Annotated in this window: 16 protein-coding genes and 2 pseudogenes; 16 read left to right on the top strand and 2 right to left on the bottom strand. The window is 65.3% G+C overall.

Going from position 1 to position 14,776, the window contains the following annotated elements; translation table 11 throughout:
* On the bottom strand, positions 1 to 112 hold a 112-nt coding region (locus AQY21_RS28550), incomplete at its 3' end, for a helix-turn-helix domain-containing protein (RefSeq protein WP_161905961.1).
* A 122-nt stretch (positions 113 to 234) separates the two neighbouring features.
* On the opposite strand from AQY21_RS28550, the pseudogene AQY21_RS07310 reads away from it, so the two are divergent.
* The 16 genes and pseudogenes from AQY21_RS07310 to AQY21_RS07235 form a co-directional block, all read left to right on the top strand.
* Positions 235 to 2,016: pseudogene (locus AQY21_RS07310) on the top strand (conjugal transfer protein TraG); the annotation flags it as partial.
* Between the two features lie 4 nt (positions 2,017 to 2,020).
* Positions 2,021 to 2,449, top strand: coding sequence for a hypothetical protein (locus tag AQY21_RS07305; RefSeq protein WP_058097067.1), 429 nt, complete (start codon positions 2,021 to 2,023; stop codon positions 2,447 to 2,449).
* 69 nt (positions 2,450 to 2,518) lie between these two features.
* On the top strand, positions 2,519 to 2,800 hold the full coding sequence (locus AQY21_RS07300) for a metal-sensing transcriptional repressor (protein ID WP_058097066.1): 282 nt from the start codon (positions 2,519 to 2,521) through the stop codon (positions 2,798 to 2,800).
* Positions 2,800 to 4,113 carry an MFS transporter gene (locus AQY21_RS07295; RefSeq protein ID WP_058097065.1) on the top strand — a complete coding sequence of 438 codons (1,314 nt, stop codon included), beginning with the start codon at positions 2,800 to 2,802 and terminating at the stop codon, positions 4,111 to 4,113. The genes AQY21_RS07300 and AQY21_RS07295 overlap by 1 nt, the downstream gene beginning before the upstream one ends.
* A 17-nt stretch (positions 4,114 to 4,130) precedes the next feature.
* The gene (locus AQY21_RS07290; protein WP_238986713.1) at positions 4,131 to 4,559 is read left to right on the top strand and encodes a YqaA family protein; all 429 of its coding nucleotides are present in this window, start codon (positions 4,131 to 4,133) and stop codon (positions 4,557 to 4,559) included.
* Between the two features lie 371 nt (positions 4,560 to 4,930).
* Entirely contained in the window at positions 4,931 to 5,929 is a 999-nt protein-coding gene (gene trbB / locus AQY21_RS07285) for a P-type conjugative transfer ATPase TrbB (protein ID WP_058097064.1), read from the top strand.
* The gene (locus tag AQY21_RS07280; protein WP_058097063.1) at positions 5,926 to 6,255 is read left to right on the top strand and encodes a TrbC/VirB2 family protein; all 330 of its coding nucleotides are present in this window, start codon (positions 5,926 to 5,928) and stop codon (positions 6,253 to 6,255) included. The genes trbB and AQY21_RS07280 overlap by 4 nt, the downstream gene beginning before the upstream one ends.
* On the top strand, positions 6,255 to 6,536 hold the full coding sequence (locus AQY21_RS07275) for a VirB3 family type IV secretion system protein (protein ID WP_058097062.1): 282 nt from the start codon (positions 6,255 to 6,257) through the stop codon (positions 6,534 to 6,536). Before AQY21_RS07280 ends, AQY21_RS07275 begins: the two co-directional genes overlap by 1 nt.
* Before the next feature lie 10 nt (positions 6,537 to 6,546).
* On the top strand, positions 6,547 to 9,054 hold the full coding sequence (gene trbE / locus AQY21_RS07270) for a conjugal transfer protein TrbE (RefSeq protein ID WP_058097061.1): 2,508 nt from the start codon (positions 6,547 to 6,549) through the stop codon (positions 9,052 to 9,054).
* Positions 9,051 to 9,833 (top strand): P-type conjugative transfer protein TrbJ, encoded by a 783-nt coding sequence (gene trbJ / locus AQY21_RS07265; RefSeq protein ID WP_058097060.1) that lies wholly within the window; start codon positions 9,051 to 9,053, stop codon positions 9,831 to 9,833. The genes trbE and trbJ overlap by 4 nt, the downstream gene beginning before the upstream one ends.
* Positions 9,834 to 9,850: 17 nt before the next feature.
* Positions 9,851 to 10,138, top strand: coding sequence for a putative entry exclusion protein TrbK-alt (trbK-alt, locus tag AQY21_RS07260; protein ID WP_058097059.1), 288 nt, complete (start codon positions 9,851 to 9,853; stop codon positions 10,136 to 10,138).
* A 2-nt stretch (positions 10,139 to 10,140) separates the two neighbouring features.
* A complete protein-coding gene (gene trbL, locus AQY21_RS07255; RefSeq protein WP_058097058.1) occupies positions 10,141 to 11,499 on the top strand; it encodes a P-type conjugative transfer protein TrbL in 1,359 nt (452 codons plus the stop codon).
* Positions 11,496 to 12,185: a conjugal transfer protein TrbF gene (gene trbF, locus AQY21_RS07250; protein ID WP_058097057.1), complete on the top strand. Its 690-nt coding sequence runs from the start codon at positions 11,496 to 11,498 to the stop codon at positions 12,183 to 12,185. The genes trbL and trbF overlap by 4 nt, the downstream gene beginning before the upstream one ends.
* The gene (gene trbG / locus AQY21_RS07245; RefSeq protein ID WP_058097056.1) at positions 12,182 to 13,210 is read left to right on the top strand and encodes a P-type conjugative transfer protein TrbG; all 1,029 of its coding nucleotides are present in this window, start codon (positions 12,182 to 12,184) and stop codon (positions 13,208 to 13,210) included. Before trbF ends, trbG begins: the two co-directional genes overlap by 4 nt.
* On the top strand, positions 13,207 to 14,334 hold the full coding sequence (locus AQY21_RS07240) for a TrbI/VirB10 family protein (RefSeq protein ID WP_058097055.1): 1,128 nt from the start codon (positions 13,207 to 13,209) through the stop codon (positions 14,332 to 14,334). Before trbG ends, AQY21_RS07240 begins: the two co-directional genes overlap by 4 nt.
* A gap of 2 nt (positions 14,335 to 14,336) precedes the next feature.
* Complete coding sequence (locus tag AQY21_RS07235) at positions 14,337 to 14,558, top strand: DUF2274 domain-containing protein (RefSeq protein WP_058097054.1); 222 nt, start codon at positions 14,337 to 14,339, stop codon at positions 14,556 to 14,558.
* On the opposite strand, the pseudogene AQY21_RS07230 reads toward AQY21_RS07235, so the two are convergent.
* Positions 14,553 to 14,776: pseudogene (locus AQY21_RS07230) on the bottom strand (TetR/AcrR family transcriptional regulator); the annotation flags it as partial. The gene AQY21_RS07235 and the pseudogene AQY21_RS07230 overlap by 6 nt on opposite strands.

The following is a 14,776-nucleotide window of genomic DNA, read 5'->3' as shown; positions in this document are numbered from 1 at the left end:
AGAACGTCATCATCTTTGCGACCGTGTCGCGCGATATGTTGAATGTCGTCGCCGCCTGACGCTGGCTCATACCAGCAGCACAGGCCTGACGAACCTTGAGATAGAGTTCCACGCTGTAGATCCTCCCATCCTCCCTGCAGCCGCAGAAAGGGAAAAGGTGGACGACTTTTACGCCGCCCGCAGCAGCACCATGCCGCCGCTAACGTGGACTAATTTCGCACCGCCATTCTCACGCCACCGATCTTTGCCAAGGGTGGGATCATCGCAGCCTCGGGCGGCTTCATCGCTATCGCGGTCGCCATCGGCATGTCGGTCTGGCGGGCGCGCGAGGCGAAGGGCGTCGCCACCTATGGCTCGGCGCGATGGGCCTCAAAGCCCGAGGTGAAGGCTGCGGGCCTGCTCGATCCCGATGGCGTCATCCTCGGCCGATATGAGCGCGAGTATCTGCGGCACGACGGTCCCGAGCATGTGCTGTGTTTCGCGCCAACCCGATCGGGCAAGGGCGTCGGCCTGGTGGTGCCGACGCTGCTGACCTGGCCGGGTTCGGCTGTTGTCCACGACATCAAGGGCGAGAACTGGCAGCTCACCTCCGGTTTCCGGGCACGTCATGGTCGCGTGCTGCTCTTCGATCCGACCAACCCGAAATCATCCGCCTATAATCCACTGCTCGAAGTGCGTCGCGGCGAGTGGGAGGTGAGGGACGTGCAGAATATCGCCGATATCCTCGTCGATCCTGAAGGCAGCCTCGACAAGCGCAACCATTGGGAAAAGACCTCCCATTCGCTCCTCGTCGGCGCGATCCTGCATGTTCTCTATGCCGAGCCCGACAAGACGCTGGCTGGTGTGGCCAGGTTCCTGTCCGATCCCAAGCGTCCAGTGGACTCCACCCTGCGCGCCATGATGACAACCGCGCATCTGGGTGAGGCAGGGCCGCATCCGGTCGTGGCCAGTGCGGCGCGCGAGCTGCGCAATAAATCCGAGAACGAGAGGAGCGGCGTCCTGTCGACGGCGATGTCGTTTCTGGGCCTCTATCGCGATCCCGTCGTGGCCGAGGTCACGCGCCGCTCCGACTGGCGGATCAGCGATATTGTGGCCGGCGATCAGCCAACCACGCTCTACCTCGTGGTGCCACCATCCGACATCAACCGAACCAAGCCCCTGATGCGTTTGCTGCTGAACCAGGTCGGCCGTCGCCTGACCGAGGATCTGCAGGCGAATGCCGGGCGGCATCGGCTGCTCTTGATGCTCGACGAGTTTCCAGCGCTCGGGCGACTGGACTTCTTCGAGACGGCGCTGGCGTTCATGGCCGGCTACGGCCTCAAGAGTTTTCTGATCGCGCAGTCGCTGAACCAGATCGAGAAAGCCTATGGGCCGAACAACTCGATCCTCGACAACTGCCATGTCCGCGTGAGTTTCGCCACGAACGACGAGCGCACCGCCAAGCGTGTTTCCGACGCGCTGGGGACCGCCACCGAGATGAAGGCGATGAAGAACTACGCCGGGCACCGGCTGTCGCCCTGGCTGGGGCATCTCATGGTCTCACGCTCGGAAACCGCGCGGCAATTGCTGACGCCAGGCGAGATCATGCAGCTTCCACCCGATGAAGAGATCGTCATGGTGGCGGGCATCCCACCGATCCGGGCGACGAAGGCGCGCTACTTTGAGGATGCCCGATTCCGGGAGCGGGTTCTTTCCCCGCCCGAATTGAAGCGCCCCGAGGGAACGCGCCCCGACGACTGGACCACGCTACCGATCCCCGCGCGACCCGGGCCTGCCGAGGATGACGAGGACCACATGGCAGATGATGAAGATCCGACCGAATCCGAGCGCCGGTTGCAGCCCGAACTCAGCCGCGTGAAGCCGGTGGAGAAGAAAATGCCCATCGAGAACGAGTTCGAGCCCCATCTTTCCGATGACGTGGAAGAAGATGTTGCCCGGAACCGACGCCTGATCCGCCAGGTGCAGAGGATTGCCCGGCAGATCGCTATGGACCCGAACGACGGCATGGATTTGTAGGGCCATGACACGCCACAGGAAGAAATCGAAGATCACGATCTATCTTGACCCCGATGTCACCTCGGCGCTGGCGGACTTTGCGGCACGCCGGGATCGCTCGCAATCCATGATCGCCGAAGCCGCCATCGCGTCGTTCCTGTCGCCGGACGATGCCGAGCGACGGGAAGCGGTTGTCGCCAAACGCCTCGACCAACTCGACCGCCGTATGACGCGGCTGGAGCGTGATGTCGGCATTGCCGTCGAGAGCCTCGCCGTGTTCATCCGCTTCTGGGTCACGACAACGCCGGCGCTGCCTGAGCCAGCGGCAAAGGCCGCGAAGGCCAAGTCGGCGGAACGATATGAGGCGTTCATCACGGCGCTCGGTCGGCGCCTCGCGCAGGGGCCGAAGCTCCGCCAAGAGATTTCCGAGGATGTGGCAGGGTCAGATCAGTGAACAGATCACATCGCACACTGGCTCTCTGAGAGTCTTGGCATATCCCCTACAGGAGGATAGCATATACCCATGAGCCAGGCACCGCACCCCCACGAAACCCACCCCCAGATCGTCAAGCGATTGAAACGCGCGGGCGGCCATCTGAACGGGGTTATCGAGATGATCGAGGCCGGCAGGCCGTGCCTCGACATCGCCCAGCAGCTCCATGCTGTAGAGAAGGCAATCGCCCAAGCCAAGAAGACGCTGATTCAGGATCACCTGGACCACTGCCTTGAGGAAGTGGTTGGGCCGCTCGACCGCGAACGGCGGCAGTCGATCGACCAATTCAAAGAGATAGCGAAATATCTGTGATGCTGGCCATTCTCCAAAACCGAACCTATCGCCATCTTTTTCTCGCCCAGGTCATCGCACTGGTCGGGACCGGCCTTGCAACGGTCGCCCTCGGCCTGCTCGCTTTCGAGCTGGCCGGAGCCGATGCCGGCGCAGTCCTCGGAACCGCGCTTACCATCAAAATGATTGCCTATGTGACGGTCGCACCCATCGCGTCGGCTTTCGCGGAGCGCGTACCGCGCCGCGCTATGCTGGTTGCGCTCGATCTCGTGCGCGCCGCCGTGGCGGTGTTTCTGCTGTTTGTTACCGAAATCTGGCAGGTCTACGTCCTGATCTTCGTGCTGCAATCAGCCTCGGCCGCCTTCACGCCGACCCTTCAGGCGACAATCCCCGACATTTTACCTGATGAGAAGGAATACACACGCGCCTTGTCACTCTCCCGGCTCGCCTATGATCTGGAAAGCGTCGTCAGCCCAATGCTGGCGGCGGCGCTGCTTGCCTTCATCTCTTTCCATAACCTGTTCGCCGGCACGATGATCGGTTTCCTGATCTCGGCGGCGCTGGTGGTGTCGGTCGTGCTGCCGAGCCCGAAGCCGTCGCAGCCGCGCGGCATCTATGATCGGACAACGCGCGGCATCCGCATCTATCTGGCGACGCCGCGCCTGCGCGGGTTGCTCGCGATCAATCTCGCTGTCGCTTCGGCCGGAGCATTGGTAATCGTCAATACGGTCGTCTATGTGCAGGTCGTTTTCGGTCTCGACCAACAGGCCATGGCGCTGGCGCTCGCCGCTTTCGGCGGAGGCTCGATGGTCGCGGCGCTCGCCCTGCCGAAGCTGTTGGAATCGGTTCCCGACCGCACCGCGATGCTGGCGGGCGCGTCGCTGCTGGTGGTGGGAGTGCTGGCGGCGGCCGCGCTGCCCGGTTACGGCTGGCTGCTGCCGCTCTGGTTCGTGCTCGGCCTCGGCTATTCGACGGCGCAAACGCCTTCCGGCCGCCTGCTGCGGCGCTCGGCCAACCCGGAGGACCGCCCGGCGCTATTCGCTGCGCAGTTCGCGCTTTCCCATGCTTGCTGGCTGATCGCCTATCCGCTCGCCGGATGGGCCGGCGCGGCGCTCGGCCTGCCGATCACGGCCGTCATCCTGGCGGCTGTGGCCGCCGTCGCCATCATCACCGGCTTGGCCGTCTGGCCGTCAGATGACCCCGAAATTGTCGCGCATCGCCATGACGACCTTCCAGCCGACCATCCTCATCTTGCGGAAACCGGGCAAGGGCATCGTCATGCCCATGCATATGTGATTGACGATATGCACCTCGCATGGCCACGCGAGCGCTGACCGGGAACGTGGAAGACCTGCTCTCACTGGCCGGGGTGTTCGCCATAGCCTTCGTCGCCGCCACGATCCTGCCGGCCCAATCGGAGGCCGCGCTGGTCGGGCTACTGGTCCTCGGCAAGCAACCGCCTGTCCTGCTGGTGATCGTCGCGACCATCGGCAATGTGCTCGGCTCCGTCACCAACTGGCTGCTCGGCCGCTGGGTAGAGCACTACCGTCACCGTCGCTGGTTTCCGGTTAGCGAACAGGCCCTCGACCGCGCAACCGGCTGGTATCGACGCTGGGGCCGCTGGAGCCTGCTCTTGAGCTGGGCACCGATCGGCGGCGATGCGCTCACTGTGGCGGCTGGCGTCCTGCGGGAACCGTTCTGGAGTTTCCTGCTGCTCGTGACGATCGCGAAAGCGGGCCGCTACATGGTGCTCACGGTCATCACGCTAGGGCTGCTCTAATGTGGCAGCCCTATCAGCAGCTCGTAGCGGTCCAGTGAGAAACCTACCTCACTTTCGCTGACCTCATCGGATCGTTCGCCACGTCCGGCGACTGACCGAAACTGGCCGTTTATCTGCCGATGGGCATCGGGTACGGAGCGGCGTTTTTCTTCCAATGCTCGCAGCAATGGACTTTAAGAACGAATTGCGTGGGTGAATCGCAGCGGAATCAAAGCCTCGCTTGGCGCAGCGCAGGGCCACCGCCGTTCTCCTGTATTTGCACGCCACGCTACTACGACGGTCGAAACTTGTTGAAACGGCCTGCTTTGCTTCTCTTTTAGTGATCCCCATCCGGGGATCCACTCTCGCCTCCCCGGTGGAACGGGGACGAGATGGCAGGCATCAACCACAAACAGGCAACGGTGGACCGCGGCGCGCGCATGCTCCGAACGGCGCTCGGGCCTGCCATCTCAACCCTGCTGCAAGATCCGTCTGTGGTCGAGGTCATGCTGAACCCCGATGGCCGGATCTGGGTGGACCGGCTGTCCGAAGGGCTGGCCGATACGGGCGAGATGTTGTCCGCCGCCGACGGGGAGCGTATCGTCCGGCTGGTTGCCCACCATGTCGGTGTGGAGGTGCATGCCCGCAGCCCCCGCGTCTCGGCCGAACTGCCGGAGACCGGCGAGCGCTTCGAGGGCCTGCTGCCGCCGGTCGTAGCCGCACCCGCCTTCGCCATCCGCAAGCCCGCCGTCGCGGTGTTCACGCTCGACGACTATGTGGCGGCCGGAATCATGTCCGCCGACCATGCCGCAACACTACGCGAGGCCGTCGCGTCCCGCGCCAATATCCTGGTAGCGGGAGGAACCTCGACCGGCAAGACCACCTTGACCAACGCGCTGCTGGCCGAAGTGGCTAAGACGCAGGATCGTGTCGTCATCATCGAGGACACCCGCGAGCTGCAATGCGCAGCACCCAACCTCGTCGCCATGCGGACCAAGGATGGCGTTGCCACTCTGTCCGATCTGGTCCGTTCCTCGCTGCGGCTGCGTCCCGACCGTATTCCGATCGGTGAGGTGCGTGGCGCCGAGGCGCTCGATCTCCTCAAAGCCTGGGGCACCGGGCACCCCGGAGGGATCGGCACCATCCATGCCGGTTCCGGCATCGGCGCGCTGCGCCGCCTCGAACAGCTCATCCAGGAAGCTGTTGTCACCGTCCCCCGCGCCATGATCGCGGAAACCATCGACCTCGTGGCTGTCCTCGCCGGGCGCGGCACCAATCGCCGCCTTGCCGAACTCGCCTGCGTCGAAGGGCTCGGCGCTGACGGCGACTACCGGATTTCCCCCGCCTTTTCAGAACCCGACACCACTCACGTTTCAGGAGAACCTGCATGATCCGTTGCGCCTTCCGTATCCGCCATCATCTGGCGACCGCTTCAGCGTTCGCCTGGGTAAGCCTGATGACGTCCCCGGCCTTTGCCTCGGGCTCTTCCATGCCCTGGGAAGCGCCGCTGCAATCCATCCTCGATTCCGTCGAAGGACCAGTGGCCAAGATCGTGGCGGTGATCATCATCATCGTCACCGGGTTGACGCTCGCCTTCGGCGACACCGGCGGCGGCTTCCGTCGCCTGATCCAGATCGTCTTCGGCATCTCGATCGCTTTCGCGGCCAGTTCCTTCTTCCTCAGCTTCTTCTCCTTCGGCGGCGGGGCGCTGGTCTGATGGTCGTGAGTTTCGAGACGCTCGACACGGTGCCCGGCTTTTCCGTTTCGGTCCATCGCGCCCTGACCGAGCCGATCCTGCTCGGCGGGGCGCCACGCTCCGTCGCCATCCTGAACGGCACCTTGGCCGGGGCCGTCGGCCTCGGCCTCCAGCTTTGGTTGGCGGGCATCCTGATCTGGGCCGTCGGTCACATCGCCGCCGTCTGGGCCGCCAAACGCGATCCGCTCTTCGTCGAGGTTGCGCGCCGGCATCTCCGCATCCCTGGCCATCTCTCGGTGTGAGGTTTGATCCATGATGAATCTTGCAGAATACCGCCGCACCGCATCCCGCCTTGCTGACTATCTTCCCTGGGTGGCGCTTGTCGGGGAGGGCGTCGTGCTCAACAAGGATGGCTCCTTCCAGAGGACCGCGAAGTTTCGCGGGCCGGATCTGGATTCCGCCGTCGCGGCCGAGCTGGTCGCCGTCGCCGGACGGCTGAACAATGCCTTCCGCCGTCTCGGCTCAGGTTGGGCCATCTTCGTCGAGGCGCAGCGGTCGGAAGCCGCAACCTATCCTGCGAGCCGCTTCCCCGATCCGGCCTCGGCGCTGGTCGATGCCGAGCGCAAGGCCGATTTCGAGGAGGAGGGCAGCCATTTCGTCTCGGGCTACTTCCTGACCTTCCTGTGGCTTCCGCCCGCCCAGGACGCTGCCCGCTCGGAGTCCTGGCTTTACGAGGGCCGCGAGACCTCGGGGGTGAACCCATGGGAACTGGTGCGCGGCTTCATCGACCGCACCGACCGCGTGCTGGCGCTGCTCGACGGCTTCATGCCGGAATGCCGCTGGCTCGATGACGCCGGCACGCTGACCTACCTCCATTCCACGATCTCGACCAACCGGCATCGCGTCCGCGTGCCGGAAGTGCCGATGTATCTCGACGCGCTGCTGGCCGATCAGCCGCTGACTGGCGGGCTGGAGCCGCGGCTGGGCAATCAGCACCTCCGGGTGCTGACGATCACCGGCTTTCCCGGCACCACCACACCCGGCCTGCTCGACGAGATGAACCGGCTGGCCTTTCCCTACCGATGGTCCACCCGCGCCATCCTGATGGACAAGACCGACGCGACCCGGCTGCTGACGAAGATCAGGCGGCAATGGTTCGCCAAGCGCAAGAGCATCGCCGCGATCATCAAGGAGGTGATGACCAACGAGCAATCCACCCTCGTGGATACCGATGCAGCGAACAAGGCGGCGGACGCAGACATGGCCTTGCAGGAACTCGGCGCCGACATGGCCGGCATGGCCTATGTCACGGCGACCGTCACCGTCTGGGGCGAGGACGCCCGCCGCGCCGACGAAAAGCTGCGGCTGGTCGAGAAAATCATCCAGTCTCGCGATTTCAGCGTCATGGTCGAGACGGTCAATGCCGTCGACGCCTGGCTCGGCAGCCTGCCCGGACATGCCTATGCCAATGTCCGCCAGCCGCCGGTCTCGACGCTCAACCTTGCCCACATGGTCCCTTCGTCCGCTGTGTGGGCGGGGCCGGAACGGGACGATCACTTCGGCGCACCCCCGCTGCTTTACGGCAGGACCGAAGGATCGACCCCGTTCCGGCTTTCTCTTCATGTCGGCGATGTCGGACATACGCTGGTCGTCGGGCCGACCGGCGCCGGCAAGTCGGTGCTGCTGGCGCTCATGGCGCTGCAATTCCGCCGCTATCCGCGCTCACAGGTCTTCGCCTTCGATTTCGGCGGCTCCATCCGCGCCTCCGCACTCGCGATGCAGGGTGACTGGCATGATCTCGGCGGTGAACTGACCGACGCTTCCGAGACGTCGGTTTCGTTGCAACCGCTGGCCCGCATCCACGAGACATCCGAACGTGCCTGGGCCGCCGACTGGATCGTGGCGATCCTGATGCGCGAGAACATCCAGATCACGCCCGAGGTGAAGGAACATCTCTGGACCGCGCTGACCTCACTTGCCTCGGCTCCGGTCGGGGAACGCACCATCACCGGCCTCGCCGTGCTGCTTCAGTCCAATGACCTGAAACAGGCGCTGCGCTCCTATTGCGTCGGCGGTCCCTATGGTCGGCTGCTCGATGCGGAGGCCGAGCATCTCGGCTCGTCGGATGTGCAGGCATATGAGATCGAAGGCTTGGTCGGCACCGGCGCGGCGCCCGCCGTCCTCACTTACCTGTTCCACCGTATCGGCGACCGGCTCGATGGCCGGCCGACGATGCTGATTATCGACGAGGGCTGGCTGGCGCTCGATGACGAAGGGTTCGCGGACCAGCTCAGAGAATGGCTCAAGACCCTGCGCAAAAAGAACGCCAGCGTCATCTTCGCCACGCAGTCGCTGTCGGACATCGACAATTCCGCCATCGCCCCGGCGATCATCGAAAGCTGCCCGACGCGGCTCCTCTTGCCGAACGAGCGCGCCATCGAGCCGCAAATCACTGCGATCTATCGCCGCTTCGGCCTCAACGATCGCCAGATCGAGATCCTCGCACGGGCTACGCCCAAGCGGGACTACTACTGCCAGTCGCGGCGCGGCAACCGCCTGTTCGACCTTGGCTTGTCGGAGGTCGGATTGGCGCTCTGCGCCGCATCGGCCAAGTCCGATCAGGTCCTGATCACCGACATCCTCGCTGAACACGGTCGCGACGGGTTTCTCGCCGCCTGGCTCCGGGCGCGGGATGTCGGTTGGGCCGCCGATCTCATCCCGGACCTCACCAATCTCGCGACCGAAAGCGAACACCTGCCGCCCGTCGTCGATGAGGACGAGTTCGGCATCATCCTGGAAGAAGAGGAGATTTCCCCATGAAGCGCACAATTCCCCGGTTCATCCGCATGGCCAGCGCCTCGACGCTCTTGCTTGCGCTCTCCGCGCCGCTGGCGCTGGCACCAATATTCACGACACCGGCCCATGCCTTCTTCGGCGGGTTCGGCCGAATCGTCTATGACCCGACCAACCATGCCGAGAACCTGCTGACCGCCGCACGCACGCTGGAGCAGATCAACAATCAGATCACCTCGCTCCAGAACGAGGCACAGATGCTGATCAACCAGGCCCGCAATCTCGCGAGCCTGCCCTACAGTTCGCTTCAGGCGCTTCAGCAGAACGTCCAGCGCACCCAGCAGCTTCTCGGGCAGGCGCAGAACATTGCCTTCGACGTGCAGAACATCGACCAGATGTTCCAGCAGGACTACGGCAATCTGTCCCTGACCGCGACCGATCAGCAGCTCATCGCCGATGCCCGGTCCCGCTGGGAGACTACCGTCGGGGGTCTTCAGGACGCGATGCGGGTGCAGGCCGGCGTTGTCGGCAACATCGACAGCAACCGGGCCGAGATGTCCGCGCTCGTCGGCGAAAGCCAGGGCGCGACCGGCGCGCTTCAGGCTACCCAGGCCGGCAACCAGCTTCTCGCCCTCCAGTCCCAGCAGCTTTCCGACCTGATCGCGGTCATCTCGGCCAATGGCCGGGCCGAGGCCCTCATGGAGGCCGAACGCGCGACCGCCGCCGAGCAGGGCCGCATCCAGCGCGAGCGCTTCCTGGCACCGGGCAGCGGCTACCAGCCCGGCAACGCGCAGATGTTCAACTGAGCCGGGGAGGGCAGATCATGGAAGGGAAGGTGCTGGTCCGGATTGCCGCCATCGTGTTCGTCGCCGTCGCGATCACCGCGGCGATCATCGAGATGACCCGCGAGGAAGCCCCCGCGCCAGCACCTTCCGCTCCTGCGCTTTCGCGTCAGGTCGATCCCCTGCGCGAAAGGCAGCGCCGCTGTCAGGAGATGGGCGAAGCAGCAGCCAATGATGCCGCCTGCCTGAGCATCTGGGCCGAGACCCGCGACCGATTTCTTGGCCGGACACCCGCGCCGTCGACGCCTGGCCCGGATGGGGGGCGATAATCATGGGCGGGACGGGGGTCATCGACAATTTTCTCGGCATCTTCACCGGCTACATCGACTCGGGCTTCGGCCTGCTCGGCGGTGAGGTGGCCTTTATCGCCACAACGCTCATCGTCATCGACGTGACACTCGCCGCTCTGTTCTGGGCCTGGGGCGCCGACGACGACATCATTGCGCGCCTGGTGAAGAAGACGATCTTCGTCGGCGTCTTCGCCTATATCATCTCCAACTGGAACAATCTCGCCCGCATCGTCTTCGAGAGCTTCGCCGGCCTCGGCCTCATGGCCTCGGGCACGGGGTTTTCTGCCGCCGATCTCCTGCGCCCTGGCCGCGTCGCCCAGATCGGCCTCGATGCCGGGCGGCCGCTACTCGAATCCATCTCCGATCTCATGGGCTGGATCGCGGTCTTTGAAAACCTGGTGCAGATCCTCTGTCTGTTCTTCGCCTGGGCGCTGGTGATCCTTGCCTTCTTCATTCTGGCGATCCAGCTCTTTGTCACCCTGATCGAGTTCAAGCTGACGACGCTCGCAGGCTTCGTCCTCATCCCCTTCGGTCTCTTCGGCAAGACCGCCTTCATGGCTGAAAGGGTCCTGGGCAATGTCGTCTCATCCGGCATCAAGGTGCTGGTTTTGACCGTCATCATCGGCATCGGCTCGACGCTCTTCGGTCAATTTACCGCGGGCTTCGGCGGTGCGACCCCGACCATCGACGACGCCATGGCGATCGTGCTGGCCGCCCTTTCCCTTCTCGGCCTCGGTATCTTTGGCCCCGGCATTGCCACTGGCCTTGTCTCGGGCGGCCCGCAACTCAGCGCAGGGGCGGCGGTTGGAACCGGCCTCGCGGTCGGCGGAGCTGCTGTCGCGGCTGGCGGCGCGACCATGCTCGCCGCGCGGGGTGGTGGCGCCGCACTCTCGGGCGGTGCTGCGCTTGCCCGCGGTGGCGCCTCGGCCGCCGGTGCGGCCTCGTCGGCCTATTCCCTCGGTTCCATGGGCGACTCCGGCGCGGCCGGGGTCGCCTCCGGGCTTGGCGGTGTGGCACGCGCCGCAGGCTCGGCTGCCATCTCGCCTTTGAAGCGCGCAGCCTCCCGCTCCGCCGACAGTATGAAATCCAGCTACTCCGATGGCACAAAAGCCGGGTTCACTGCGTCCGGCGGCAACTCCTCCATGGGCACGATTGGGGGCGCCCCATCGCCCGAGCCGTCATCCCCCTCAGCCGCAGATAGCCCGCCGGCCTGGGCGCAGAAAATGCGCCGCAGCCGGGCGATGAGCCATGGCGTCACCGCTGCCGCCCACGCCGTCCGGTCCGGCGACAGCCACGGTGGCGGCTCCTCCGTCAGCCTTTCCGAAAGTGACCGCACATGAATATCTTCAAACGACCGACGACCCACTACGGCAAGGTGCCGGAACCCGAAACGCCCTATCAGCGCGCCGCGCAGGTTTGGGACGACCGCATCGGCTCGGCCCGCGTGCAGGCGAGAAACTGGCGCTTCATGGCGTTCGGCTCGCTGATCTTGTCGATCGGCTTCGCCGGGGCGCTTGTCTGGCAATCGGCGCGCGGGACCGTCGTGCCCTGGGTGGTTCAGGTGGACAATCTCGGCCAGGCGCAGGCCGTCGCGCCGGCGGCGGCCGAATATCGGCCGACCGATCCGCAGATCGCGTTCCATCTCGGCCGTTTCATCGAACAGGTTCGCTCGCTCCCGGCCGACGCCATCGTCGTCCGCCAGAACTGGCTCCGGGCCTATGAGTTCACCACCGACCGGGGCGCGGCGGCGTTGAATGACTACGCGCGCAGCAACGATCCGTTCAACCGTGTCGGCCGCCAGCAGGTCGCCGTCGAGGTGTCGAGCATCATCCGGGCGTCCCCGGACAGTTTCCGCGTGGCCTGGTCTGAGCGGCACTATGAGAACGGCCAGCTCTCCACCACCGAGCGATGGACCGCGATCCTGACCATCGTGATCCAGACCCCGCGCGACGCGGACCGGCTGCGCGCCAATCCCCTTGGAATCTATGTCAACGCGATCAACTGGTCGCGGGAGATGAGCCAATGACCGCCACGACTTTCCGCAAAGCCGGGCTTCCGGTTTTCCGTAAACCCGCCTGCGTGGCTTTGCTGCTTTCCGCCACCATGCTTGCCGGCTGCGCGACCAATCGGGCGCCGCAGTTCAGCTACGACGACGACGTGCCGCCGTTGCCGACCGTGCAGGCCGCCGCAGCCGACACAACGCCCAGGCCGCTGCACGTCCCACCCGCCTGGACTGTGGCGCGGGGCGGCGAGGCCGCCGGCACGGCGACGGCTCGCGTCGAGAACGCCAATGCCGCCGCCCGCGTCGAGCCGCGCCGGGAAGGCTACTACAACGCCATCCAGATCTATCCGTGGAGCGAAGGCGCGCTCTATCAGGTCTATGCCGCAGTCGGGCAGATCACCACCATTGCGCTGGAGCCGGGCGAAAGCCTGACCGGCGCGGGGCCGATTGCCGCCGGAGACACCGCCCGCTGGATCATCGGTGACACCGAGAGCGGCAGCGGCTCGACCCGCCGGGTGCATGTGCTTGTGAAGCCGACCCGGCCGGACATTTCGACCAACCTCGTCATCACCACCGACCGGCGCATCTACATGATCGAGCTCCGCGCGCGGGAGGCGCTCTATATGCCTGCCGTGGCATGGGCGTACCCGGCACCGCCGCCGGGCAGCCGCACGACTGCGCCGTCGGTCCCCGTCATCCCGGCCGAGGCCGCGCGCAACTATCGTTATGGCTTGCAGGTGCAGGGCAGCAGCCCGCCATGGCGGCCGGTTTCCGTCTTCGACGACGGCAGGCGCGTCTATGTCGTATTCCCGCGCGGCATCGTGCAGGGAGAGATGCCGCCTCTGTTCGTCCTTGGATCGGACGGCGAACCGCAGATCGTCAATTCCCGCATCCACCAGAACGTCCTGATCGTGGACCGCCTGTTCGGCGCGGCCGAGCTGCGCCTCGGCAGCGGCGATCGCCAGCAGGTGGTCAGGATCGTCCGCGTCGAGCAGACGCAGGCCGCAGCCCAGCCAGACGGTGCGACCACGGGAGGATCACCCTCATGAGCGATACCGGCACCACCGCTCCCATGCGGCTGCGCGCCGAGCCGCCGCGCGTCACCCGCCTGTCCCGCAAGGTGCTGGCAGGCGCCGGAGCCGTCGCCCTTCTCGGCATTGGCGGGGCACTGATCTACGCCCTCCAGACCCGCGACACAGGACCGGGCGGCGGCGAACTCTATTCGACCGAGAACCGTCCCACGGCGGATGGGCTGGCGGGTTTGCCGCGCGACTATACCGGCCCGATCCTTGGACCGGCGTTGCCCGGCGATCTCGGCCGCCCGATACTTGAGGCCGAGAGGCGGGGACAACCGGTCGCGCCACCGACCATCACGACGCCCGCCGTTGATCCAGATGAGCAGCGGCGTCTCGCCGAGGAAGAAGCCGCTCGTCTGAGCGGCGTGTTCTTCCAGTCTGGCCCGCGGGCTGGAGCGACGCCGGGAACGACCATGCCCGGCCTCGCCGGTCAAGATCTCGGTGGTCAGGCTCCAGCGCAGGATCGTCATACCGCTTTTCTTAACGGGCCTGTGGACCGGCAAACCGTCGCCCCGGATCGCGTCGCACCACCGGCGTCGCCCTATATCCTGCAGGCCGGGGCGGTGATCCCGGCGGCGCTTATCACCGGCATCCGCTCCGATCTTCCCGGCCAGATCACCGCCCAGGTGACGGAAAACGTCTATGACAGTCCGACCGGCAGCTTGTTGCTGATCCCGCAGGGCACACGCATCATCGGCCAGTATGATGACGGTGTGACCTTCGGCCAGCGCCGCGTGTTGCTGGTCTGGAATCGCCTGATCCTGCCGGGCGGCCGTTCCATTGTCCTTGAGCGCCTGCCGGGTGCGGATGTTTCCGGCTACGCCGGCCTTGAGGATGGCGTCGATTATCATTGGTGGGATCTGATGAAGGCCGCAGGGCTGTCCACGCTGCTCGCGGTCGGAACCGAACTTGCCACCAGCGACGAGGACCGGCTTGTTCGAGCTATCCGCGACGGAGCGCAGGATACCGTCAATCAGGCGGGCCAGCAGATCGTCCAGCGCCAGTTGCAGGTCGCGCCAACGCTCACCATCCGGCCCGGTTTCCCGGTCAGGATCATCGTCACCCGCGACCTTGTATTCGAGTCGGCAGGAGGTTGACCATGACCAAGCTGAAACTCGGCCCGCTGACGGACGACAAGCCCGTGAAGATCACGGTGGAACTGCCCGCGCCGCTTCACCGCGATCTGATCGCCTATGCCGAGGTACTGGCCCGCGAGAGCGGCCAGTCCGCCGCCGATCCCGTCAGGCTTATCGTGCCGATGTTGGAGCGGTTCATCGCCACGGATCGTGGCTTTGCAAAGGCGCGAAAGATCCGCTCATGACGTGATCGGGTGTTTGGCCGGGCCGGTTGCCGCGATCATCTCCATGAGCGCGTCTATCACGCTCTGCGTCGAGTCCCACTTCGCCGCGTGGTCCAGCAGGCGGTTCTGAATGTTCAGACTGACCGCTCCATGGATCGTTGACCAGAACATGAAGCCGTAGCGTTGCAGGTCAGCACCCGGCAAGTAACCATGCTCCTGAGATGAGCGCAGGCCTGTCA

The sequence above is a fragment of the Paracoccus sp. MKU1 genome (assembly GCF_001447385.1).
Taxonomy (GTDB): Bacteria; Pseudomonadota; Alphaproteobacteria; order Rhodobacterales; family Rhodobacteraceae; genus Paracoccus.
This window is presented reverse-complemented; position numbering and strand designations above follow the sequence as displayed.